General features: G+C 50.3%; 30 protein-coding genes. 24 read left to right on the top strand and 6 right to left on the bottom strand.

All coding sequences use genetic code 11. The features are described 5' to 3' along the window. Nucleotides 1-47: 47 nt before the first annotated feature. The 5 genes from NYE26_RS18260 (at nt 48) to NYE26_RS18240 (ending at nt 2,650) form a co-directional block, all read left to right on the top strand. The gene (locus tag NYE26_RS18260) at nt 48-581 is read left to right on the top strand and encodes a TetR/AcrR family transcriptional regulator (RefSeq protein ID WP_339249190.1); all 534 of its coding nucleotides are present in this window, start codon (nt 48-50) and stop codon (nt 579-581) included. A gap of 13 nt (nt 582-594) precedes the next feature. Further along, on the top strand, nt 595-918 hold the full coding sequence (locus NYE26_RS18255; protein ID WP_339249189.1) for a multidrug efflux SMR transporter: 324 nt from the start codon (nt 595-597) through the stop codon (nt 916-918). A gap of 2 nt (nt 919-920) precedes the next feature. Further along, on the top strand, nt 921-1,277 hold the full coding sequence (locus tag NYE26_RS18250) for a multidrug efflux SMR transporter (protein ID WP_339249188.1): 357 nt from the start codon (nt 921-923) through the stop codon (nt 1,275-1,277). A gap of 78 nt (nt 1,278-1,355) precedes the next feature. Then, nucleotides 1,356-2,099, top strand: coding sequence for an N-acetylmuramoyl-L-alanine amidase (locus NYE26_RS18245; RefSeq protein ID WP_339249187.1), 744 nt, complete (start codon nt 1,356-1,358; stop codon nt 2,097-2,099). Between the two features lie 38 nt (nt 2,100-2,137). Beyond that, entirely contained in the window at nt 2,138-2,650 is a 513-nt protein-coding gene (locus NYE26_RS18240) for a DNA topology modulation protein (protein ID WP_339249185.1), read from the top strand. Here NYE26_RS18240 and NYE26_RS18235 read toward each other — a convergent pair whose 3' ends face one another. Continuing rightward, nucleotides 2,651-3,184 (bottom strand): CDP-alcohol phosphatidyltransferase family protein, encoded by a 534-nt coding sequence (locus NYE26_RS18235; RefSeq protein WP_036733195.1) that lies wholly within the window; start codon nt 3,182-3,184, stop codon nt 2,651-2,653. A gap of 191 nt (nt 3,185-3,375) precedes the next feature. Between NYE26_RS18235 and NYE26_RS18230 the strand changes: the two genes are divergently transcribed. From NYE26_RS18230 to NYE26_RS18205, 6 genes are all read left to right on the top strand, one after another. Beyond that, entirely contained in the window at nt 3,376-4,257 is an 882-nt protein-coding gene (locus NYE26_RS18230; protein ID WP_339249184.1) for an AraC family transcriptional regulator, read from the top strand. A gap of 107 nt (nt 4,258-4,364) precedes the next feature. Next, entirely contained in the window at nt 4,365-4,985 is a 621-nt protein-coding gene (locus NYE26_RS18225) for a DUF2185 domain-containing protein (protein WP_339249183.1), read from the top strand. A 219-nt stretch (nt 4,986-5,204) separates the two neighbouring features. Then, a complete protein-coding gene (locus tag NYE26_RS18220) occupies nt 5,205-5,777 on the top strand; it encodes a GNAT family N-acetyltransferase (RefSeq protein WP_339249182.1) in 573 nt (190 codons plus the stop codon). A 32-nt stretch (nt 5,778-5,809) separates the two neighbouring features. Beyond that, nucleotides 5,810-6,361, top strand: coding sequence for a hypothetical protein (locus tag NYE26_RS18215; RefSeq protein ID WP_339249181.1), 552 nt, complete (start codon nt 5,810-5,812; stop codon nt 6,359-6,361). Nucleotides 6,362-6,542: 181 nt separating this feature from the next. Continuing rightward, the gene (locus tag NYE26_RS18210) at nt 6,543-7,565 is read left to right on the top strand and encodes an ATP-binding cassette domain-containing protein (RefSeq protein WP_051478741.1); all 1,023 of its coding nucleotides are present in this window, start codon (nt 6,543-6,545) and stop codon (nt 7,563-7,565) included. Beyond that, a complete protein-coding gene (locus NYE26_RS18205; RefSeq protein WP_076081693.1) occupies nt 7,562-8,374 on the top strand; it encodes an ABC transporter permease in 813 nt (270 codons plus the stop codon). Before NYE26_RS18210 ends, NYE26_RS18205 begins: the two co-directional genes overlap by 4 nt. An 88-nt stretch (nt 8,375-8,462) precedes the next feature. On the opposite strand, the gene NYE26_RS18200 is transcribed toward NYE26_RS18205, so the two are convergent. Beyond that, complete coding sequence (locus tag NYE26_RS18200; protein WP_339249179.1) at nt 8,463-8,933, bottom strand: hypothetical protein; 471 nt, start codon at nt 8,931-8,933, stop codon at nt 8,463-8,465. Nucleotides 8,934-9,303: 370 nt separating this feature from the next. On the opposite strand from NYE26_RS18200, the gene NYE26_RS18195 reads away from it, so the two are divergent. From NYE26_RS18195 to NYE26_RS18175, 5 genes are all read left to right on the top strand, one after another. Beyond that, nucleotides 9,304-9,696, top strand: coding sequence for a DUF3888 domain-containing protein (locus NYE26_RS18195; RefSeq protein WP_339249178.1), 393 nt, complete (start codon nt 9,304-9,306; stop codon nt 9,694-9,696). 23 nt (nt 9,697-9,719) lie between these two features. After that, the gene (locus NYE26_RS18190; RefSeq protein ID WP_036733209.1) at nt 9,720-11,276 is read left to right on the top strand and encodes an ABC-F family ATP-binding cassette domain-containing protein; all 1,557 of its coding nucleotides are present in this window, start codon (nt 9,720-9,722) and stop codon (nt 11,274-11,276) included. Between the two features lie 117 nt (nt 11,277-11,393). Further along, the gene (locus NYE26_RS18185; protein ID WP_036733212.1) at nt 11,394-12,518 is read left to right on the top strand and encodes a PTS transporter subunit EIIC; all 1,125 of its coding nucleotides are present in this window, start codon (nt 11,394-11,396) and stop codon (nt 12,516-12,518) included. Between the two features lie 16 nt (nt 12,519-12,534). Beyond that, nucleotides 12,535-13,458, top strand: coding sequence for a hypothetical protein (locus tag NYE26_RS18180; RefSeq protein ID WP_339249177.1), 924 nt, complete (start codon nt 12,535-12,537; stop codon nt 13,456-13,458). A 74-nt stretch (nt 13,459-13,532) separates the two neighbouring features. Further along, nucleotides 13,533-14,030: a YcxB family protein gene (locus NYE26_RS18175; protein ID WP_036733218.1), complete on the top strand. Its 498-nt coding sequence runs from the start codon at nt 13,533-13,535 to the stop codon at nt 14,028-14,030. Nucleotides 14,031-14,097: 67 nt separating this feature from the next. On the opposite strand, the gene NYE26_RS18170 is transcribed toward NYE26_RS18175, so the two are convergent. Then, nucleotides 14,098-14,469, bottom strand: a complete 372-nt coding sequence (locus NYE26_RS18170) for an iron chaperone (RefSeq protein ID WP_036733222.1) — start codon at nt 14,467-14,469, stop codon at nt 14,098-14,100. A gap of 195 nt (nt 14,470-14,664) precedes the next feature. On the opposite strand from NYE26_RS18170, the gene NYE26_RS18165 reads away from it, so the two are divergent. The 6 genes from NYE26_RS18165 (at nt 14,665) to NYE26_RS18140 (ending at nt 18,483) form a co-directional block, all read left to right on the top strand. Next, the gene (locus NYE26_RS18165; RefSeq protein WP_036733225.1) at nt 14,665-15,495 is read left to right on the top strand and encodes an Rpn family recombination-promoting nuclease/putative transposase; all 831 of its coding nucleotides are present in this window, start codon (nt 14,665-14,667) and stop codon (nt 15,493-15,495) included. Between the two features lie 142 nt (nt 15,496-15,637). After that, entirely contained in the window at nt 15,638-16,102 is a 465-nt protein-coding gene (locus NYE26_RS18160; RefSeq protein ID WP_036733228.1) for a hypothetical protein, read from the top strand. A 36-nt stretch (nt 16,103-16,138) separates the two neighbouring features. Next, a complete protein-coding gene (locus tag NYE26_RS18155) occupies nt 16,139-16,531 on the top strand; it encodes a VOC family protein (protein ID WP_036733230.1) in 393 nt (130 codons plus the stop codon). Nucleotides 16,532-16,573: 42 nt separating this feature from the next. After that, nucleotides 16,574-17,206: a pyridoxamine 5'-phosphate oxidase family protein gene (locus NYE26_RS18150; RefSeq protein ID WP_036733234.1), complete on the top strand. Its 633-nt coding sequence runs from the start codon at nt 16,574-16,576 to the stop codon at nt 17,204-17,206. 21 nt (nt 17,207-17,227) lie between these two features. Beyond that, on the top strand, nt 17,228-17,842 hold the full coding sequence (locus NYE26_RS18145; protein WP_209869629.1) for a class I SAM-dependent methyltransferase: 615 nt from the start codon (nt 17,228-17,230) through the stop codon (nt 17,840-17,842). Nucleotides 17,843-17,865: 23 nt separating this feature from the next. Further along, nucleotides 17,866-18,483, top strand: coding sequence for an HAD family hydrolase (locus tag NYE26_RS18140; protein WP_339249176.1), 618 nt, complete (start codon nt 17,866-17,868; stop codon nt 18,481-18,483). A 147-nt stretch (nt 18,484-18,630) separates the two neighbouring features. On the opposite strand, the gene NYE26_RS18135 is transcribed toward NYE26_RS18140, so the two are convergent. After that, nucleotides 18,631-19,395, bottom strand: a complete 765-nt coding sequence (locus NYE26_RS18135) for a glucose 1-dehydrogenase (protein ID WP_339249175.1) — start codon at nt 19,393-19,395, stop codon at nt 18,631-18,633. Nucleotides 19,396-19,408: 13 nt separating this feature from the next. After that, entirely contained in the window at nt 19,409-20,194 is a 786-nt protein-coding gene (locus NYE26_RS18130; protein WP_083685789.1) for an acetoacetate decarboxylase family protein, read from the bottom strand. Between the two features lie 132 nt (nt 20,195-20,326). On the opposite strand from NYE26_RS18130, the gene NYE26_RS18125 reads away from it, so the two are divergent. Beyond that, nucleotides 20,327-21,916: a helix-turn-helix domain-containing protein gene (locus NYE26_RS18125; RefSeq protein ID WP_339249174.1), complete on the top strand. Its 1,590-nt coding sequence runs from the start codon at nt 20,327-20,329 to the stop codon at nt 21,914-21,916. A 4-nt stretch (nt 21,917-21,920) separates the two neighbouring features. Here NYE26_RS18125 and NYE26_RS18120 read toward each other — a convergent pair whose 3' ends face one another. After that, nucleotides 21,921-22,451: a GNAT family N-acetyltransferase gene (locus NYE26_RS18120; RefSeq protein ID WP_339249172.1), complete on the bottom strand. Its 531-nt coding sequence runs from the start codon at nt 22,449-22,451 to the stop codon at nt 21,921-21,923. Nucleotides 22,452-22,548: 97 nt separating this feature from the next. On the opposite strand from NYE26_RS18120, the gene NYE26_RS18115 reads away from it, so the two are divergent. Beyond that, nucleotides 22,549-23,406 (top strand): hypothetical protein, encoded by an 858-nt coding sequence (locus tag NYE26_RS18115; protein WP_339249171.1) that lies wholly within the window; start codon nt 22,549-22,551, stop codon nt 23,404-23,406. Nucleotides 23,407-23,572: the final 166 nt, after the last annotated feature.

Here is a 23,572-nt window from a genome sequence, read left to right as displayed (position 1 = left end):
GACAAACAAACCGTCTGGACGGTATAGTAAATGACGAGGTGATGATTGTGAACAGTAATTCCAAGCGCAGTCTGATTCTGGCTGCAGCTTCAACGATTGTTAAGAATAGCGGAATTGAGAAGCTTACACTTGAAGCGGTGGCTGCTGAAGCAGGAGTGAGCAAGGGCGGTCTGCTGCACCATTTTCCGAATAAAGACGCATTAATCTACAGTATGGTCTCAGGCATCACCAATGATTTTGTTGCGGATGTCCAGAAGAGGGCGGCCCAGGATACACGGGAGCAAGGGAAGTGGAGCCGTGCTTATTTGCAGTCTACCGTTGAAGCTGATAAGGATGGGCAGGACATGAATGTTGCGCTTAACGCAGCGCTTTTTACAAACGGTGAATTGCTGGATGAATTAAGGAAGCATTATACCGTCTGGCAAGAGAACATCGAGAATGACGGGCTGGACCCGGTAATTGGCTCCATTGTCCGGCTGGCTGTAGACGGCCTGTGGTTATCGGAGGTATTCGGGATCGGCGAGATCGGTGATGACATGCGTGATAAGGTCATCCGGAAATTATATGAAATGATTCGTTAAGGAGGTAGTCCCATTGAATGCTTATGTGTTATTATCGTTAGCCATTGTGAGTGAGGTCTTCGGCAGCTCTATGCTGAAGGCATCGAACGGGTTCAAAAAGCTGCTTCCCTCCATTGCGGTGGTCGCTGGTATGGGGCTGGCGTTCTTCAATCTGTCACTGGCGCTGAAAGAGATCCCTCTCGGGACAGCTTATGCCATCTGGTCCGGCGTGGGAACGGCGTTAACCGCCATGGTTGGCGTCCTGGTCTATAAAGAAAATCTGAATGTCAAAAAAGTGGCAGGATTAGTCCTCATCATCGGCGGTGTGGTACTCCTGAAGCTTTCAACGGGGGAATAATCATGAAAAGTTATCTTGCATTAAGTCTCGCCATTCTCTCAGAAATCTTTGGTACGACGATGCTCAAGCTTTCCGATGGATTCAGTGTTGTGCTGCCGTCGATCGGAGTAGTGCTTGGAATGGGCTTGGCTTTTTACTGCTTATCGATTAGTCTTCGCACCATTCCTCTAAGTCTGGCCTATGCGATCTGGTCGGGAGCGGGTACGGCGCTGACTGCACTTATCGGCATTCTCATCTGGGATGATCCGTTCAATCTGCTCACCGGCATTAGTCTGCTGATTATTATCGGGGGTCTGGTGCTGCTGAATTCACCGGATAAGGCTGGAGGGGAAAACGCCCCTGAAGCTACGGAGAATTAGGTCTTGCTTATCAAGCCTCCGGTATGCTGAAATGGAAGTAGGCAACGTGCAGGAAGTGAGCGAGAAGGAGCAACCGGAATGAGGAAAATGTACCTGATAGCCGCCGTATGGCTCAGCCTATTACTGCTGGCGGCATGTAGCAATGGCACCGGCAGCGGTTCTGGCGGGAGGATTGCCGATACCAGCCTAAGTGCAGGTCCGGCTGAGGATGCAGCTCTCCATGTGCATGCTGCCAGATCGGATCAACCGCAGAGCAGCAGCCAGCCCTACCTGGGCAAGGTCTATAAGGTTGTGGTAGATCCGGGTCACGGCGGTGAAGATCCCGGGGCAGTCTCCGTCAGTGGACGCCTGGAGAAGGATTTCAATCTTAGCCTGTCAGAGCAAATCGCAGCCCGGGTGGAGCAGGACCCGCAGCTTGAGATTCTGCTTACCCGGACCGGGGATGCTTTTATCTCCTCACAAGAGCTGTTCCGGCCCCAGTTCGCCAACAACCTGGCCGCAGACCTGTTCATCTCCATTCATGGCAATACCTATGAGGAGGCATCAGCATCGGGTACAGAAACCTTTTATTATCATGAAGAATCCTTGGCTTGGGCCGAGACTATACATAAGCATGTCATTCAAGCTACCGGTCTCAAAGACCGCGGCGTGAAGAAAGGGAATTACTTCGTTCTGCGCGATACGGTAATGCCGTCGGTGCTGCTGGAACTGGGCTATTTAACGAATCCCGGTGACGAGGCGAAGATGTGGACCTCCGGGTTCCAAGAGAGCGTGTCCTCCGCTGTTGTAGATGGGATAAGAGAGTATTTAGGGCTGGAGTGATGGACCACCACGATGTCAAAATGCACAAGGAGAAGCTTATGAACCGGATCTTAATTCTCGGATCAGGAGGATCAGGCAAGTCTACCCTGGCCCGTCAGCTTGGCGGCCTTCTTCATCTGCCGGTCGTACATCTGGATGCCCATTTCTGGAACCCGGACTGGGTTCCTAAGCCAAAAGAAGAGTGGGACGAACTGGTGCGGCAATACACCGACCAGGAGCAATGGATTATAGATGGTAATTATTCAAGGACCATGGAGCTAAGGATTAAGCGTGCGGATGTCATTATTTTTCTGGATTTACCCCGGATATTGTGTATGTACCGGATTGTGAAGCGTCGTCTTATGTACCATAACCAGACTAGACCGGATATGAACGAAGGCTGCCCGGAGAAGCTCGATTGGGCATTTGTGAAATGGGTCTGGAACTATAAGGCACGAAGCCGTGCTGTCACCCTGGAGAGACTCAAGCAGACCGGAGCTCACCAGCAAGTGCTGATCGTAAATACAAGGCGGCAGGTCAAGGAGTTGCTTCATCGCTTTGCAAAATGCTAATCAGCGCCGCACATACAGTCCCTTAAGGTCCAACTGCAGTTCACTTGAGATCAGAAGCAGGATCAGTTCCTCGATTGCTGATAGAGTGGCTACTAAGCATACAACTATTGTCCAGATTGCCTGATTCACATAGGGAAGCAGCAAAGGTGTAAGGAATAGCAGCAGTCCGGCCAGCTTGTTGCCGTAGGTATGAATGCTGCCGTAGGTGCTGAATTTGCGCAGAGCGGTCAGGATGGAGGCTCCCCGGATGACGGCAATCAGCGCGATCCACAGGATGAGGCCGAGGGTCAGACCAAGGAACGGATATAAGGTATAGAGTGCAGTGCCTGCCAGCGTCATATCGGCCACGGAATCGAGCTTGGCACCGAAGCTGCTAACCGTACCAGTCATTCGGGCAATAGGGCCATCCAGCATATCGGTAATTCCGCACAGGAGGTAGACTAAAGTGAAGCCCGTGCCCAGCGGCGCCAGGTACAGCAGCAGAAGAGCCAGCCCGATTCGGCTGAGCGTGATGCAGTTGGGGACAAGCTTCATGGCAACCTCCCTTTTTAACCGTGTAATGGGGATTTCCTGTCTAGCTTATTCGTATATATTCTATGCTTCATTATGCCTCTAAATTTGCCGATTGTCTTGAATAAGAAAGTACCCGTTAATATGGTGCAGGAACTGTCGGATGCATTCCCTGCGTAGCTGTTACTCTGATGGGGAGGAAAGGGAGGGACACGATGAACCTGCTGGAAGATATGAATGCTGCACTCTTCTACATTGAAGAGCACCTGGACGACGAGATCGATATAAAAGTGGCTGCGGGCTTCGCGTTATGCTCGGAGTATCATTTTACACGGATGTTCTCCTTCTTGGCCGGTATCCCGCTCTCGGAATATATCCGCCGCAGACGTCTTACGCTGGCTGCCTTCAAGCTGCAGGGAAGCCAGCACCGGATTATTGATGTTGCCCTGGAGTACGGGTACACTTCGCCGGATGCATTCACAAAAGCCTTTCAGCAGCTTCATGGCGTAACGCCTTCAGAAGCAAGATCGGCAGGGACACCCCTGAAGGCCTTTCCTCGAATGACTTTTCAGTTAACCATTAGAGGAGGCAGTGAAATGAATTACCGCATTGAGGAGAAAGAGGCCTTCCGGATCGTTGGACTCAAGAAAAGGGTAGCTATCCAGTTCAGCGGGGTGAACCCGGAGATCGCGGCCATGTGGCAGAGTCTGAGCATGGAGATGATAGGGGAGCTGAAGGGGCTGTCGGATATGGTTCCGTCAGGGCTAATCAGCTCGTCGGTGAATTTCTCCGAAGGCCGGATGGAGGAACGTGGGGAGCTGGATCATTATATCGGAGTGGCTACCACGCAGGAATGCCCGCCGTCCTACGCCAAGCTTGAGGTTCCAGCGTCTGCATGGGCCGTGTTCGAAGTGGTGGGTCCCTTTCCGGGCACGCTCCAGAATGTCTGGGGCCGGATCTATTCCGAATGGTTCCCCTCTTCCAATTACGAGCAGGTCGAAGGGCCGGAGCTTCTGTGGAACGAAAGCAAGGATACCCACTCGCCAACTTTTAAAAGTGAAATATGGATTCCGGTGCGGGAAGCAGTACGCCGTTAACGGTGCAGGTATTCAGCCAGAGCGGACAGGGCTTCCAGTCAGAATGAATAGTGCCTCCTACAATCGGGTAATGGTAGTCTAGTATAACTAACTAGGAGGCATACTTCATGGAGTGGACTTTGGAAGATGTGGAAGAGACGAGCAGGCTACATCCTGAGTCGTTCTTTATTCCTGCAAGACAGGAACGGGAGACACAGGGTACGGGGAGAATGGTGCGGCTGCACTTCATGTTGACCCAACCGGCTGAAGGGCAGCCACGGGCTGAACGGATGTGGGTGGAGATCACCGGGAGAGATCCGGTTACCGGGCGGTACACGGGGCTGTTGACCAATACACCGGGGGTTATCCAGTCGCTCCAGCTCGGAGATCCGGTGGAGTTCGAGCCCAGACATATCGCCCAGACGATTCTTAGAGAAGGAGATCCGGCATGGGTCGAAGCCGGGGAGAAGGCGGGTATGGTCACCAGGCAATGCCTGACGCCAGGAAGTGGTGTGCGCTGGATGTACCGGGAGGCCCCTACCCGTGAGGAGGACAGCGGCTGGCGGCTGTTCACCGGAGAAGAAGATAACGCTTATCTGAGCGACCCGAAGAATACGGCCATCATGAATGTGTATGATCTGATCGACCGGGACCCGAGCTTGCTGGAGCCTTTTAAAGGAGCTGTGGGTACAGCGTTTGAACGGAGCGGACCGGGTGCCGCGTGGGTAGAAGTGAAGAATTGGCGGTAGGCATGATATACTAGGCTGGCGGACACAGGTGACTGTGGCCCCGGCCTTTTTTACTAGGAGAAGGGCAGAAGGGCAGATATACATAACAGGTAATTAACTGAGAGGAAGGAATAGAATGATTGAATTACAGCCTAGTGAGTATAGTCGAATCAAGCATCTTTTAGCGCATAGAGAAGGAGAATTCATGCCAATCCGGCCAATCACGCGAATTTCTATGATTTGTACTTCTCCTCCAGTCAATGGCTTGCGGTGCTGAAAGAACCTTTGAAAGACAACACAGTGGAGCTCAGTAGAACACATTATAAGATGAACAGTAATGCTAAAGCTCCTGCTGACATTCAGGAGGATTCTGGAGAATTTGTTTTAACTAGAATCGATGAGCAGTTGTTTGGACGCTACATTCAGGAGATGGACGATAGTTACCGATTACTGTGGACTTCGGCTGAGACCTATCTGGACAGGGCATTTGGTTATTGTTATTTGAATGAGAGCGGATTTGTAAGCGCTTGTAATACTTTTTATGTGGGTGGCGGCTATATTGAACCGGATATCATCACGCACAAGGAATACCGTAATCAAGGGTTGGCGTTCAGACTGTGTCAAGAATTCATAGCGCTTGGCCGTCAGCGGCAGCTAACAACATATTGGGATTGTGATACCGGCAATACTGGCTCCAATCATCTGGCCGCTAAGTTAGGTCTGGTGAAGGTTGGCGAAGTTCCTATTCTGTGGTGGCATGAGAGTAAGGAAGTCATTGCGAAATATTTAGCCGCCTACAACTATAATACCTAAGAATGGATGCTGTACTTTTGTAAAATTCACTTGTGGAGGGGACCGACCTGAAGCACATATATTACTTACTGCTGGTCGTGCTGCTCATAGCTGGCATTAACACGAATAAGGAGACACAACTTACCCCTGAGCGGCCGGAGGTATTGGGAGAGATGCCTGAAGACATGCCTGCTGATTTCGATTTTCTCGTCCGGTACGGGTATGGAGAGGTCACCAAGAATGAGATTAACACGTATCAGGATACCGTGGTAAAAGATCTGATCATGAACGGAACAGCCACAGCGGATATTAATTTGACCGAAGATGAAATGCGCAGCATCTATGAGCGGATGAGAGGCATCCGAATCATGGGGAAGCTGGAGCTTGTGTCCCTCAAGCAGGGCTGCGCGGTGGTCCCTTACCAGGAAGACAGCTGGAGGATCACCGTAAACGGGTTCACACGGAATTGGTCCTGGTCCGGCGAGAATTGTGAGCTTACGGAAGATGCAGAGAAGCTGCTGGAGCTGCGGAACTTCATCGCGGACATCGTAGCGGGTAAAGAAGAGTACCAGGCATTGCCCGAAGCGGAAGGCGGCTATGACTAAGGAGAACTGCATATAAAGGTACGACTGCAAGCGTACTCCGCAAGTCCGATCCCAAAGGATCGGATTTTTGGTTTAATGGGATAGGGAAACAGCAACCGGACAGAGTAGAAGGAGGTTTAAATTCAGTTTAAATATGTCGGTTACTATCCTTATAGAATCAGCAATCAAGGAGGAATAAAGCATGAAGCAGACACAATCAGCAGGGCAGGGCGGCAGCTACGCCATTGAAGCGCAAGGATTGGTCAAAATCTACGGGAGCAACCGGGCCGTGGATGGTGTGGATCTCAAAGTAGGCACAGGAATGATCTATGGGGTGCTGGGTCCCAATGGTGCCGGGAAGACAACCGTAATTCGCATGCTGGCGACCCTACTTCGGCCTGACGCAGGTTCGGCGCGTATCTTCGGACATGATGTGGCAAAAGAACCGCAGATCGTGCGTCAGTTAATCGGAGTGACGGGTCAATATGCGTCAGTGGATGAGTCGCTTAGCGCGACTGAGAATCTGATCATCTTCTCCAGGCTGCATGGCCTGGGGCGTGCGGAGTCTCGCAGCAAGGCCTCTGACCTGCTGGAGGAATTCGGCTTGACGGAAGCCGCCAAGCGCCCCTTGAAGAATTTCTCCGGCGGGATGCGCCGGCGGCTGGATCTGGCGGCCAGTCTGATTGCGCAGCCTCCGCTCATTTTCCTGGATGAGCCGACAACGGGGCTTGATCCCCGGACGCGCAATCAGATGTGGGAGACGATCCGCAAGCTGGTGAATACGGGATCAACGGTCCTGCTGACGACCCAATATCTTGAAGAAGCGGATCAGCTGGCGGACCGGATTGCCGTGATTGATACCGGTAAGGTGGTCGCAGAGGGAACCGTTGATGAACTCAAGAGCTCGGTTGGCAACTCCTCGCTTCACCTGAAGGTGGTCCATCCGCAGCAGTTGCTGAAGGCGCGGCAGATTGTGGAGCAGGTGCTTCAGGTACGCTCTAACCTGTCGGCAGAAGCAGCCAAAATTATCGCACCGATGGGTAACGTGGACCGGGTAACCGATCTGCTGATCGCACTTCGTGAAGCAAGCATACCGCTGCTTGAGATGAGTGTGCAGAAGCCAACGCTGGATGAAGTATTCCTGACCCTAACCGGTCATGGCGTCAAGGAAGATGCGGGGCTTGTCCCGGATAGTACACAGAAGAAGGAGGGAGTATTAGCATGAGTACTTTAATTAAGCCGGGTGTAGACCGTAATTTGAAAAACCATACCAGCTTCGGCCAAGCGGTACGTAATTCCTTTACGATGGCTTACAGAGGACTGCTCAAGATCCGGCGTACACCGGAGCAATTGTTTGACGTCACGTTTCAGCCGATTATTTTCACCTTGATGTTCACATATATTTTCGGCGGGGCGATTGCCGGAGATGTGGCAAGCTATCTGCCGGTAATTATTCCAGGAATCTTGGTACAGACCGTAATCACGACCTCCGTCGTTACCGGTGTCCAGCTACGGGAGGATATGGAAAAAGGGGTGTTCGACCGCTTCAAATCGCTGCCGATTGCCCGGATTGCCCCTCTCGCAGGGGCACTGTTAGCAGATACTATACGTTACACGATTGCTACGGTACTCACCTTCGTAATGGGCTACATTATGGGCTTGCGGCCGGAAGGCGGCATCGGCGGGGTTGCCCTGGCGGCGGTTCTGGTCATCGGATGCTCCTGGGCCATCAGCTGGATCTTTGCCTTTTTCGGTGTGATCGCCCGCACAGCATCCAGTGTTCAGGGGATCTCAATGATCGTGTTATTCCCGCTAACTTTCCTCTCGAATGCCTTCGTGCCGGTTGATACGATGCCGAAATGGCTTCAGTGGTTCGTGAATAACAATCCGATCTCACATCTGGTCACCGCTGTCCGTGAACTGGTGAACCATGGAACGGTAGGTAGTGATCTGGTCTACTCCCTGATCGGAGCCGCTGTGATTGTGGCGGTCTTCGCTCCGATTACCGTGCGTGCGTATATGCGCCGGACTTAAGTCTGGTTCAGTAAGACGTCAACGAATGCAGGGATGCATCTGTTGGCGTTTTTTTGTATGCGAAAAACCGAACACAAGGTGGCCGAAGTCACTTAGTCCATTCACTAAAAGCCAGCCCATTCACTATTAGCAGCGATAGATTCAGCAGCAGCCCCAGTATAGATAATTTGTTTCGCTTAACAATTCCAAGCACGCTGATGCAAACAGCGAACAGCAGAAGGAAGTATACCAGATACAGGGAAGTATCTGCGTAGAGTGCCAGGACCTTGGACCCTGCGTCATTCACAAACTCGCCATCATACAGGTTCTTGTACCTGCGGTTAGCATAAATTAATACACTGGTAATACAAACGGAGGATAATAACACAGGAATAGCAGTTAGACCTCTTGTCTTTTTCTCAAATCTGCCTGCTGTAACGGACCATACTCCATAGATGACAAATCCCGCAAGCAGGCAGATGAAGTACATCTGATAGAACATCAGCCCTTCCTCACGGTCCCCGGTTCCGCCCCCATCCGGTCCTGAAGCATATAATAATAAGTTGGTTATGACCAGCATGAAATTTAGGAGTGCGTATTTAACGGCACTAATTCCTATTCCCTTAATTTCTAACATTCTTACCTCCGCTTAATTGTCTGATTCTCCGGTTGTGCTATTGTCACTTTTTTGTTATCAGCTATATTATTTGAATACCCTCTAACCAATATAATATATGCTATTACATACTTCATCCCCCTTTAGGCAAATTTATACTATAACTATCGACCAAGGGGAGATTCCGCTGAAAAGAAATCTGCGAGTCATTACCATACTGCTAATTATCGCGCTTATAACAGACGGGCTTGCACCAGCTCCATGTACCGCAGCAGAACCGCCATCACAGTTACAGAATCCACAGGCTGATTCCAGAGAGTTACAGCTGCAAGACATGCTTGTGCTGCAATTGCTGCCCTATATGAATGACCGGCTGAAGTCAGCCTATTTCAGTCTTTTGACCACCAGTCCTGACCTTTATCCGTATTTCGTTCAAGTAGAACACGTGGAGCGGGTGAACGGCTTCCGCGGCTTTGACTTTCGGATTACGCTAAGGGCCTTCCCTACAGTCGGACCGCATATCAGTGTGGGAGAGGATTTGTTTACGTATAGAATCTCAACATCACAAGTTGAGCTTGTAGAGTATAAGCACATAAAGGGACCTGAGGCACACGATTTTCCGCCAATTTACCTGGATATGTTGAGAAAAGATACAAATGAAGCGGCTTTTTTCAGAAACCTTCTGGAGTTGTGGCGCGTTAGCCTTTATAATATGACGAGAATATAGAATAAAGGAAAAGGTGTAACTTCATGAGCATATTAAATGTAGAAAAGCTTAGTCACGGCTTCGGCGACCGGGCCATCTTCACAGATGTCTCCTTCCGTCTGCTGAAGGGTGAGCATATCGGTCTGATCGGTGCCAACGGTGAAGGTAAATCGACCTTCATGAACATCATTACTGGTAAGCTTCAGCCGGACGAAGGCAAGGTGGAGTGGGCGAAGCGGATGCGCGCCGGTTATCTGGATCAGCATGCGGTGCTTCAGCAGGGGCAATCCATCCGGGATGTGCTGCGCGGGGCCTTCCAATATCTGTTCGATATGGAACAAGAGATGAACGACATGTACGGTAAGATGGGGGATGTGACCCCTGAGGAGCTGGAGCAGCTGCTGGAGGATGTCGGAACAATTCAGGACATGCTGACCAGCCAGGATTTCTATATGATCGATGCCAAAATCGATGAAACCGCGCGTGGACTCGGTCTGACCGACATCGGTCTGGACAAGGATGTTAACGATCTCAGCGGCGGTCAGCGGACCAAGGTCTTGCTGGCAAAGCTGCTGCTGGAGAAGCCCGACATTCTGCTGCTCGATGAGCCTACGAACTATCTGGATGAACAGCATATAAACTGGCTGAAGCGTTATCTGCTGGATTATGAGAATGCCTTCATTCTGATCTCCCATGACATTCCGTTCCTGAATAGCGTGATCAACCTGATCTACCATATGGAGAACCAGTCGCTGTCGCGTTATGTGGGCGATTATGAGTATTTCCAGCAGGTGTACGAAGCGAAGAAGTCACAGCTGGAATCCGCGTTCAAGCGCCAGCAGCAGGAGATTGCCGATCTGAAGGACTTCGTGGCCCGCAACAAGGCCAGCGTAGCTACCCGCAACATGGCGATGTCCCGGCAGAAGAAGCTGGATAAGATGGAGGTCATCGAGATTGCCAAGGAGAAGCCGAAGCCGCAGTTCAACTTCAAGCAGGGGCGGACCTCCGGCAAAATGGTTTTTGAGACCAAGGATCTGGTGATCGGGTATGATTCCCCATTGTCGCGTCCGCTGGACCTGAGCATGGAGCGGGGTCAGAAGATTGCTCTCGTCGGTGCGAACGGTATCGGTAAAACCACGCTGCTGCGCAGTATTCTCGGCCAGATCCAGCCTATCTCGGGCACAGCCCGGCTTGGCGATCTGCTGGAGATCGGGTATTTCGAGCAGGAAATGAAGGAATCGAATTACAACACCTGTATCGAGGAGATCTGGAACGAATTCCCGTCCTACTCCCAATTCGAGATTCGTGCAGCACTGGCGAAGTGCGGCCTGACCACCAAGCATATTGAGAGTAAAATTGCTGTCCTGAGCGGCGGCGAGAAGGCCAAAGTACGCTTGTGCAAGCTGATTAACCGGGAGAGCAATCTGCTGGTACTGGATGAGCCTACCAACCATCTCGATGTCGATGCAAAGGAAGAGCTGCAGCGTGCGCTCAAAGCCTATAAGGGCAGCATTCTGCTGATCTCCCATGAGCCTGAATTCTACCGTGATATCGTGACCGATACCTGGAATTGCGAATCATGGACGACCAAAGTCTTCTAGAGAACCGAACCGGCAATATCGCCGGTATTGAGCTTGACCCGTAGGAGGGGCACTTTGCAAAAAGTGACTCTTACGGGTCATTCGTATTACAGTGGAGTAAGAATGCAGGGGGAACCTATGAACGTTGTGAACGAGGAGACAGTCGTGAAGCCATCCAAACGCAGTCTGGTCAATATCATTGTTGACGGCATTTCTGGTATTTTTCTTCCCATAGTGAATATATTGAGCGCGGCGGGAATCATGAAGGGTCTGCTCGCGGGTGCGGTTGCACTGGAGATCATCAGCAAGACCGAAGGCACCTATACGGTGCTGAATGCCATGGCGGACAGCCTGTTTCATTACCTTCCGCTGCTGCTGGCGTTTACGGCAGCCCGTAAATTCGGGGCCAATCCTTTTACGGCGGTCGTTATAGGCGGGGTTATGCTATATCCCAGTCTGACTACACTATTTGCGAACAACGAAGTCATAGAGTTTATGGGCATGAGCATCAAGCCGGTGAATTATCCTGCAAGCGCTATTCCCATTATCCTGGCGGTAGGCCTGCTGGTCTATGTCGAGCGATTCTGTGTCAAAATATTGCCGGAGGTCATCCGCGGCTTCTTCACTCCGCTGATCTCCGTGATCATGGTATCGTCGGTGACGCTGCTGGTATTCGGACCGATGGGGGCGCTGGCCGGTGACGCCCTGGCAGACGGGTACCGTACAGTGTATAATCTCAGTTCAGTCGGCGCCGGAATGGTGCTGGGGGCGATCATTCAGCCGATGGTCATCTTCGGCCTGCACTGGAGTCTGGTGCCGCTGGCGATCAACAACATCAGCACGGGTGGATCAGACACGATCCTCGCGCTGATGGGTCCTGCTGCCTTTGCCCAAGCGGGAGCAGCGCTGGCAGTATTCATCAAAGCCAAAGACAAGCAGTTCCGCACCTTAAGCCTGTCGGCATCGATATCGGCCTTGTTTGGTGTGACGGAGCCTGCAATGTTCGGGGTCAATCTGCCGCTGCGCAAGCCGATGATTATTGTCTGCTGTGCAGGCTCGATTGGCGGCGGGATGGTCGGGATGTTCGGCTCGTCTGCGATTTCATTCGCTTTTCCGGGACTGGCTACGCTGCCTGCTTATCTGGGGGACGGGTTCGGCGGTTTCCTGATCGCATGTACCACCGGGTTCCTGATTGCCCTGATTGCAACGCTGTGCGTGAAGCTTGGACCGGAGCCAGTCGTCGAACCAATTGCCAAATCCTAGCTAAGGAGGATTACACTTGAGAGCGATTAGAAGAACCAAGACGGTGGAAGGGACCTCCATTCCCGGAATCATCCATAACGGAGGAAGTTACTTCTATATTAATGTAGATGTGTACGAAGACGGCATGGTCAACTGCTGGGAGCTTACAGATCTTAAGGGCTTATCTGGCAAAATAAATTCAGGCTGGTTAACGCCGGCCGTCCCCTCCGGGAAGCAGCTGTCCATTCATGGACTGGGTGCGTATACGGTAGAGTCGGCAAAGTGGACTTACAACGCTGCAAGCTATTACCAGCATATTCAGGAAACAGTGAGCCTGCTGAACCCGGACCATACGAATATCTATGAGATTTCGGACCGGGAGCAGGAGCAGAGTGAAGCGCGCCGGATTGCGCATTCACCTTCCTCTACGGAATTCTATGTCAACAGCGAAATGTTCTACCAGACGACGGAGGGCAAAAGTGTCCATCTGTTCATGAAGAATAGCGGCGCAGTATACCTGGTCGATGTTGTGATATACAAGGACGGAAAGGTAGCGGTCTATAACCTGCCTGCTGACGCAGAATATACGCTGGAGGAGCTGGACGCGCTTGTTGCAGATAAGACTTTCTTCACGACAATGGATACTCCTGTAACGGTACATATTCTGCAATTGGGCGAGGTTACATTAGGCGAAGCCCTATATTCTGCCGATGCACAGGAGAAGCTCAAAGAGCTGCATAACCTCCACAAGCAGCTGAACGGCGAGCAAACGGCGCACGAAGCGTGCCGGGCTACCTATTATGCATATCTGGAGAATCCGAGTGATTACTATAGAGAGCAGCTTAGAATCAAATATGAGCTTGTGCCGGAGCATGAACGGATGTATCTGGGCGATATGGATACGAAGGATTGGGATTACCAGCGAATCCTGTATCATCCCGAAGAGACACGCGAAGTGTGAACGGGGCAGGATTTTCTACGCGTTGGATGCTATACTACTATAAGTGATGAAGTGAAGAGATAGAGGGTGGCAGGATGGAGACAATCAGCTTTCATTATGGACGGCATATTTCCAAGGTGGCGCGGGCATTATATTTTCACTCGTGGAAATCTATACTATCGATTGGCGTTCAAGCGGTATTTATAGCGGTGTGCATGATTCTGTATACTCAGAACCAGTCGGTCATTCTGCTCGGCATATCGATTACGCTGGTTCTGACCATGGGAATGTCAATCGTGATGCGAACCTTGCTTTTACCGAAGATATTGTCGGCAGATACAAGGTACAATAAGGAATTTGAATATCTTTTCGATGCAGAGGGGATCAATTTCAGTCCGGAGAAGGACGCGTCCGTCATGACCTGGGGCTCTTTCACCCGGGTATGGGAGAACCAGAGCTACTATCTGCTGTTCCATGGGCCACAGGAGTATTGGTTCGTTGCGAAGCAATCGTTCGAGGATGCCGCACAGGAGTATAAATTCAGAGCGTATGTGTCAGATCACCGCAAGATTGTCAGTGGCGTGATTTGGTGACAAAAAAGAAGGACATGCTACCCGCGCATGTCCTTTTCTGTATCCGGGAGCGGATGATTAGCCGCAGCTACACCCGCCAAAAGCTTGTGCAATCTGCCTTGTCGGCAATATTGTACTCGATTAACTGTCTCAGCAGGCCGTAATCCACCGGATTCGTCCATTTCATGCGGATCAGCAGCTTGGTGTGATCTATTCCGCCTTGCTTCAGGACTTCCTCGAAATGATCCATGCCTGCTTTTTCCGGGGCAACAGCCATATGCCCTTTGGCTACACTGAAGCCGATAATGTATGTTCCGTGATCGGTGAACATCGGCTGGTTCCAGCCAATTCTCGGTTCGAGCTGCGGGAACTCCTGCAACACCCAGGCGAGTACTTCCTCCACCGTTGCCCGATGGACCGGATTATCGATCTTCGCCAGATACTCTGCAAACACATCCATGGTTCGTCCTCCTGATCTATGTCAGCCCTTATGCCCTCCATAATATCTTGTAGCCGCAGGATAGTCAAAAATTTTAATGAATAAATTTATAATTTTGCTTCTTTGGCAGTACCATTGCACCCAGGCTCCACAATGAGTATTTTTGAAGGCACTTTGTAAGGTTCAGAACTCTTGGAAATGATATAATAGTTATGAATGGAGCTGATGCCGATGGATTTACTGGACCCGCGGGTAGATTTCGTTTTCAAAAGGATATTTGGCAGCGAGAATAACAAGGATGTGCTGTTGGCATTTCTAAACAGAATCTTTACTGAAGCAGGCGAGCCGCCGTTGACCGAGATTATCCTAATGAATCCATATACGGATAAAGAGGATCCATTAGACAAACAATCTATTTTTGATGTTTATGCCAAGACTTCAGAAGGTAAACTGATTGATATTGAGATGCAGTTATTTAATAAATACGACATAGAGAAAAGAACACTTTTTTATTGGAGTAAGCGTTATGCTAGTCAACTCAATGAGGGCGAAAAGTATATGGAGTTGAAGAAATGCGTAACAATAAATATATTGAACTACTCGTTTTTGAAAAACGATCAGTATCATAATGTTTTTCATCTGCGGGAGGATCGAACGGGATTATCCTTGAATGATGATATTGAGGTTCATTTCTTGGAATTGCTGAAACTGGATGAATATAAAATTTCGTCAGAAGGTGGACTAATTAATTGGCTGTTATTTCTAAAGGGTGCTGATACATCACAATGGGAGGTGCTGAAGATGAATGAGCCGGGTTTGGAAAAAGCGATGGACACTCTGCAATATCTAAGTCAGGATTCAGAGGCCAGACGGTTGTATGAAGCCAGACAGAAGTATTTACACGATGAAGCCTCTATGCTGGGCAGTGCAGAGTTGGCTGGAATTAAAAAAGTGGCAAAAAATATGCTTGACATGGATATTGATATAGCAACAATTGTAAAAGCCACGGGATTAACGGAACAAGAGATCAATGCTTTGCAAAAATAGAAATTACGGGAGTGTCCAATGAGCGGATGCTCCCTTTTCTTATTCCTGCTGCCCTGTGTCCCTCCCTTCCTCATTCCAGCATTTCCCTGTATGATAGAAGAAGCTTGTTGTTCTTCAAAATAAATGAGAAGGGGGTTATGGGATGGAGGAGAGGATCGGGTTCAAAGGCAAACGTCCTGCTGAATTGCCGGCGACTATAAGCGTGGTTGCCCTTATGTTATTCTGGATAAGCTTTTTCATTCGGGTCGATAAAACGACTCTGTTGGAGCAGATTGTGACCTATCTCATCATCGGAATTGCAATAGCCGTTGCAGGGATTATGGTATATCGTTTGTGTACCTTTAGCAGGGCGTTCAACATAGAGATTAAGCCGGAAGCCCTGCAGATCAAGAATGTAGAGATTGAAGCCTCTACTATTAAGTGTATTTTCATCAAAGGCTACTTGCTGCCCGTGATCGCAGTAAAGCCCAGAGCCAATCTGCTGGTTACTTATAAATACTGTTTTCGATTCCCCGAGCAGGAAGATCAAGGGATAAAGGTGCTAACGGAATGGGCGGAGCGGCACCAGATCGAAGTGGTACATAAGAAGTTTGTGAGATGGCTGTAGTTAACTAAGGGATGGAGAATAGGAGGAACTAATCAAATGAAAGTCTCCGGATTCAGTCACATCACACTCCAGGTACGCGACCTTCAGGCTTCATTGGAATTCTATCAGGGTATTCTGGGGATGAACGTTAGACATCGTGGCCGAATAGATGCCTATTTGGAGTGGGGCAGCGCTTGGATCTGTCTGCTTGAACGAACGGTTGCCAAGGAGCCTTTAGGCGGATACGCCGGGATGGATCATGTAGCTTTTTATATCGCAGAGGATGATTTCAATGAAGCTGTCGGCATCTTGCAGAAGCATCACGTTGAGATCGTCAGAGGACCTGTTCAGCGGGGAACCGGCTGGTCAGTGAATTTCCTGGACCCGGATGGAATTCAGCTGGAGCTGCATACTTCCACTCTGGATGAACGGATGCAGGTCTGGCGTTAGGCGGAGTGGGGTCCATATAATAATCAGAAGCGGGGATGCGGGATGAATAAACCTTTTCATGAAATGCTGACGTCGGAAAATGAGCTCAGAGAGCTTCTGGGCTATCCAAGTGAAGTGGTGAAGCGCAAATCGATCCACCAGCTGGATCATCACTGTCGTGATTATATAGCGATGTCCCCTCTATTATTCTTGTCCACAGCAGATGAACACGGCTCATGCGATGTCTCTCCGCGCGGGGATGCGCCCGGTTCGGTGCTGGTGCTGGATGAAGGGCATCTGGTCATTCCTGAACGTCCGGGGAACCGCAGATTGGACTCTTTGCTGAATATCCTGGCTAATCCACATATCGGTCTGATTTTTATTATCCCGGGGCTTGAAGAGACACTGCGGGTTAACGGGCAAGCCTATATCATTAAGGACGAGCCTATCCTGGATCGGATGCGAGCCCGAGGCAAGCGGCCTGCGCTGGGGATCGGGGTGAAGGTGGAGGAATGTTATATGCATTGTGCCAAGGCCTTCAAAAGATCGCAGGTCTGGGACTCCGGCACCTGGCCTGCTGAAGCCTTGCTCCCGTCTGCTCCGGCCATCATCGCCGCTCATGTGAATGCAGCGGAGTTCACGGAGGAAGTGGTGCGGCGAGGTATAGAGGAGAGCTACGTGAAGCGGCTGTATTAAGTAGGGGAGTGAATAACGGGGATGGATACAGAGAGGCTGATACGGATTTTTGACAGGCAGGCCACGGATTATGACCGTAAAAGAGATGATCCGAAGCAGCGGCGCTGGCGCCAGAAGCTAATCGGTTCTGCGAAGGGTGAGGTGCTGGAGCTTGCCGTCGGAGCCGGGGCGAACTTCCCGTTCTATCCTAAAGGCGTCAAGATCACGGCTGTGGACTTCAGCGGAGCCATGGTTGAGAAGGCCAGACGGGCCGCCGGACAGTACAGACTGGAAGCCGATTGTATATGTGCAGATATCGAAGACATGAGCTTTGCCGCGCATTCGTTCGATACGATTGTCTCCACGCTGTCCTTATGCAGCTATAAGAACCCGCTGAACCTGCTGGTGAAGCTGAACCGCTGGTGTAAGCCGGACGGCACCATCCTGCTCCTGGAGCATGGAATTGGTTCTAACCTCTTGGTCACTACACTGCAACGGGCGCTGAATCCGCTCCTGTACCGCATCTATGGATGCCATCAGACCCGGGATATTCTCGGACTGGTCCGGGAGTCGGGGATGCAGATCACTAGAGTGGAGAGCTATTCGCTGAATATGGTGCATTTGATCTGGGCGGGACCTGAGGAACAACAACTATGATCTGAAGGTGAGGGGAATGCGAAATGGATAGTATTATTTTTGATCTGGACGGTACGTTATGGGACCCGACGGAGACTGTAGTGGGTGGATGGAATCAAGTGATTAGCAGCTATACGGGAGCAGCCAAAGAGGTAACGATAGACAATTTACAAGGCATTATGGGGCTGCCGGTGCCGGAGGTTGGCCGAAGGCTGTTTCCTGATGCAGATGAGGAGAGCCGACAGAAGATTATGGATGAATGTTGTGATATGGAGTGTCTCGTTCTGTCGCAGCAAGGCGGAAGGTTGTATGCTCGGGTGGAAGAGGTGCTTCAGGCATTATCGGCTAAATATAAGCTGTTCATCGTAAGCAACTGCCAGGCGGGGTACATCGAGGCTTTTTATGAATATCATCAATTGCAGAAGTATTTCACAGACTACGAGAATCCGGGGAGAACTGGACTATCTAAGGGAGAGAACATCAGGCTGGTCATGGACCGCAATCATCTGATGAGTCCTGTCTATGTGGGCGATATCGAAGGGGATAGGAAGGCGGCAGGGTTCGCGGGGATTCCTTTTGTGTACGCGAGTTATGGATTCGGCGAAGTGAGCAGTTATGATTATGTGATCGACCGGCTGGACGGGCTGCTGGAATTGTTCTAAAGCGGCCCTTGGATAAAGGTGGATCTCTTCCTGCAAAAGCTGGAGTTGTCTTAAAGCCATTTCATGGCTTTGAAGACAACTCCTTATTCAATTCCGGCGATAATGCGGCGGATACGCAGGGGATAGCGTACCAGGGGTACGGTTGGCTCAGACGGCTGTCCAGCCCCCGTCCACATATAGCGTCTGGCCTGTCGTGTAGCTGGAAGCATCCGAGGCGAAGTAGAGGACAGCGCCGTTCAATTCATCGGGGTTGCCGGGCCGGCCCATGGGGCATAGCGTATTATACTGCTCCAGAAATTGGTCCTGGTAGAGCGCGCGGGTCATCCGACTGGGGAACAGGCTGGGTCCGATCGCATTCACCGTGATTCCGTAAGGAGCGAGGGTCCCGCCCATGCCGCGGGTCAGATTCACGACTGCGCCTTTGGAAGCATTATAGGCATGCAGGGCGGCTAGCTTGCTGCCCTTCACACCGCAGATGGAAGCAAGGTTGATAATGCGGCCCGCCTTGCGCTCCTTCATGGCCGGGATCACAGCTTTGGACATGAGATAAATACTCTTCACATTGGTATCCATCACCCGGTCCCATTCCGCTTCCGCCAGTTCCTCGACAGAGCCTGTGGATGCAACTCCGGCATTATTCACCAGGATATCTATCCGTCCGAAATGCTCCAGAATGCTTGCTACCGCCGCTTCAATCTCCGTGCCTCGGGTTACGTCACATTGGAGCGGAAGCGCCCGGCAGCCCTGGGCTTCAATCTGTTGCCGCGCCGGTTCCAGCTCGTCCACTCTTACATCCAACAGGGCAACATCCGCCCCTTGCCCGGCCAGAGCTTGAGCCAATTCCCCCCCTATTCCCCCGGCTGCGCCCGTCACCACCGTCACTTTTCCGCTCAAATCAAATGGATTTCTCACCGGCGCACCTCCATTAATTCCACCAATCCCAGCGCAAGTTGGAGTAGGGAAGGAACTGTTCAGGATCTACAGCCGTCAGGACCTCACCGCGTTCAAGGACGGTATTGCTGACCGTGTAGATGCCGCCCAGCATACGGACGACTTCCAGCTCGGCCCAAGGGTCATGCGGAGAGTCATGCAGGTGAATCTCTACTTCTGCCGCCGTGCGCACACTGATATCCATCGAGGCTGTCTGCCGGATCAGCAGCGGTCCAAGATCGAATCCGCGGCCATCCGGTGACTTGGAATACTTCATGTTGAAGACAGGCAGGCCGTTACCGTAATGTGCGGAGATGATACTCTCACCGTCTGCGGCATTCATTTTCCCGCTCAGCGCAGCCTCTACATGGAAGAATTCTGTACCCCGCCGGGATACGCTGCCTGCTATATGGTGATCCTCCTTCTGGAGACTGATGTCTGCCATCTTCTTCGGGAAGCCATAAATCTCACGCCCCAGGCCCATAGCGATATCATCACTGATCGGCATGGACAGGCAGTAGGTGCCCGGTTGCCCGTTGTAGGCTGCCAGGACGAAGACCGCGGCTTCACGGTAAGGCTCGCAGAAGCTGGTTCGGGGATAGTTAGCAACAAAAGCGTGCACAAGCGGTCTTGGACCCGGCGTAAGCGGGGCGGGCAGAATGCTGCGGATCACTTCGGGCGAAGTCTCCCAATAGACGGTTAGTGTCTCTGCATTATAGAAGGTCGTAGGTGTATTGATTCTTTTGGTAATCTCATTCACATCTTTTACGAAGCTGCTCATCTGAATCTCCTCCTGTGTTATAGGGTCACGAATAATGTAACATGACTATTCCAGTGATTATATATATGGAAAATATAAAAATAAATGGGAATCTTGTGCGCGGCGCACTATAATAATCATGGGGGGAGAGCGATGAATGTAACCTTTGAACAGATTAGCAGACAATTTAGTAAGCAAGCCCTACATATCCAGTGGAACAAAGCAATAACGACAGCATATTCAGATACGATGCTGATTACGAAGAGCCTGACGCATTTTGCCCCTGAATTTATCTATGTAGGCTACCGGTCCGGATTACCGGATCACGCAGAAGGGTTGGAGCAGGCCAGCCTGATGCTGATTAATGATACTGTGGAGCCAGCTTCAGGCCAGCATCCGCAGATGTATAGCAGACAGAACCGTATGGAATTTGGGGCAGAGGAAGATGTATTCGAGCTCTATAATCGGACCCGGGGGCTGTTCCTGGAAGAGCTTGAACGGGAGCAGGCCAAGGGCAGAATGCTTGAGGCCTGTGTCGCCGGCAAAGGACTGGATGCAATCGTCTGTGCTGCGGCGGAGCTGATGGGCAATCCGGTAATTATCATCGATGTAAGCTTCAAGGTTCTGGCTTCTTCGGATTGTAGCGGGGTTACCGATCCCATCTGGAGCGATAATCTGCACAAAGGCTACTGTTCCTATGATTTCATAGCTGCCGTCCACCAACTGAAGAGTGTGCAGACCGGCATAGAGTCGCTGGAGGCTTATGAAGTGGAATGCAGCGGAAGCCAGGTGACCAAGCTGGTCGCCAAGATTAGGATCGGCAGCAAGCCTGTCGGGAATGTGATTGTGCTGGGCGACACACGCCCGATTGAGCGGAGGGATCATGAGCTGGCGGGTTTTACGGCCGGGCTGGTGGCGGCGGAGCTGGCTAAGAACAGCTTTTACAGGAATTCAAGCCAGGCGGAATATGAAGAGCTAATCTATGAATTGCTGGAGAATGGGGAGAACGGTTCACAACTAATTCAGGAGAGCCTGCGGAGCGGAGTGCATCTGCCTAAGGGCAGATTGTCTATTCTGGTGCTGGAGCTTGCGGGGTACGATGCCTCTGCTTCCGGCAAACAGACTGGTTATTTAAGGGATCAGCTGCACTTGCATTTCGGGGAGGAGCGGCTGATCTTTTACCATGAGTATATGGTGGGGGTCAGTGAGGGTGATACTGCATCGTCCAGGTCAAGAGAGTATGATCCAAGCTTGCGGGAATTTCTCGTCAGCCATCAGATCCGTCTGGGAATCAGCCGGGAATTCACCGACCTTACAGACTGCCGCAAATATTATCTGCAGGCGCTCAAGGCGCTGGAGATCGGGCGGATCGTCTGGCCTGCGGAACCGCGCATCTTGTATGCTGATGTGCAGCTGTATGATCTGTTGTCCCCGCATGCGCAGCATGATTCCCGGGATGTCACCCATCCGGCGCTTACGGTCCTGCGTGTATTCGATGAGAAGCATCATGCCGACTTGTATCATACCCTCTATTGCTATTTGAAGAACAACCAGCAGCTGCAAAAAACCGCCGACGAACTATTCGTCCACCGCAACACCCTGCGGTACCGTTTACGCCAGATCGACGAACTGATTCAGCTTGATTTGCGCCAGATCGATCAGGTCCTGAGGCTATATATGTCCTATCAAATGACAGATTATCTGGAAAAGCTCAATGGGGGAGGGAGCCCTTGTTGCTCTTGATTTGTTATTTGGCAGCAGCAGCGTTCTCCCGCATTAGCTTCATACACACCTGAGGCTCTTCCTCCACTTCCCTGCAAGGCGCACACACCTCAAACCCAAACTTTCGGACAGTTGCCATCGAAGCAGCGTTATGCGGATGAGTCAGGATATAGATAGAGTCCACATCAAGCTGTGTGAAGCACGTGTCGAGAAGTACGGGCAGGGCCTCCGACATATAACCTTGCCCCCAATAGTCCTTCCAGATGTCATAACCGATCTCTACCTGCTTCCGCTCAGCATCCCAATAATGATATCCGCAGGTGCCAATGAAGGAACCGGTCTCCCGGTCAAACATCCCATAGCGGTGATGGCCTTTGCCTTCAGTCTGGGCGTAATGTTCAATGATTTCAATGGCTTCATTATAATCGCAGGGCGGCTCACTGAAGTATTTGCACATGTCCGGGTCTGAGAATTGCTTGTAGACGGCATCGGTGTCTAATTGATTCAGTAAGCGGAAGTGTAGACGGCTGGTGTTAAAGGGTTCAGATAGATTCATTATGTTCTCTCCTATTTATGAAAAAATCGTATCGTAATTGACCAGTGTATAGATATGGTATATGCTGTATTTAAATGGCATTTAAGGAGGATTTGGGGTGGATAAATTGAGATTAGAAAACATAGATAACATTGATTCGCTTACTAATATGTTGAAACTAGCGTTTTCCAACGAAGATTGGCACAATATGATTTTAATTGCCGACAGGCTCTACGAAGAGTCTAGTGTTTTATATTATTATCAGCTGAACCAACCCTCCAGTAAATCATCTCACGACAGGCCTTTAATCTACTACCTTGGATTTTCACAGCTATGCAAGGGCGAAGCTTATCAGAAATTGAAACGATATTCAGAATCAAGAGATTGCATCCTGAAATATAAAGATCTTTCATGGGTCAAGGGTGTAGATGTGAAAGACAAGTTTATTATAAAAGATTTTAGTATATTTGCACTAGGAAATACATACACCATTGACTTGATGGAAGGCAAAGAGGATGTGCTGAAAGAGTATGTTCAGTATTTAAAACAGTATCCGAGAGAAATAATTGCCGGAATGGTCACAATCTTTGAATGTGCTATTAAAAAAAATTTACCAATAGAGTGGATTCTAACAGATTTAGCTGACGAGTTGAATACTATAGAGACTAACCCGGAAAATACAACAACCGCAAGATATTTCACGGAATACTTGTGCTTATTTTCACTATACAAATTAAAACAAGAAGAATATTATGATGCTGTTGAGAAGAACCTGGAAGCTTTAGCATCAAGTGTTATACTTTGTGATAACACAGCGTTCAAAAAACTAGTAGCTCTTTTTGAGTCATTAAGAGAATTTGCTAGCAGTGAACAGGTGATTCGGTACCAGACGCAGTTAAAAAATATTCTAGAAGGAGTGTTAATGGATGAAAAAGACATTTCTCTCATTTCTATTCACAGCGGTAATAATGATTAGCGTTACAACAACGATTTTTGCAGATAATCAGCCGCTAAAAGGGTCAACTCTAATTAACGGTAGTATGGTGGTCACTCCATTTGGTCACGGTGTGGATTACTGATCAATTTTACTTATTCTGTGTTCTACATTATATTAAGCGCCTTGCAGAGATGCAGGGCTTTTT

The organism is Paenibacillus sp. FSL P2-0136, assembly GCF_037975325.1.
Lineage (GTDB): Bacteria > Bacillota > Bacilli > Paenibacillales > Paenibacillaceae > Paenibacillus_AQ > Paenibacillus_AQ silagei.
The sequence above is the reverse complement of the archived record's forward strand: the minus strand, read 5'-3'. Positions and strand labels throughout refer to the sequence as shown.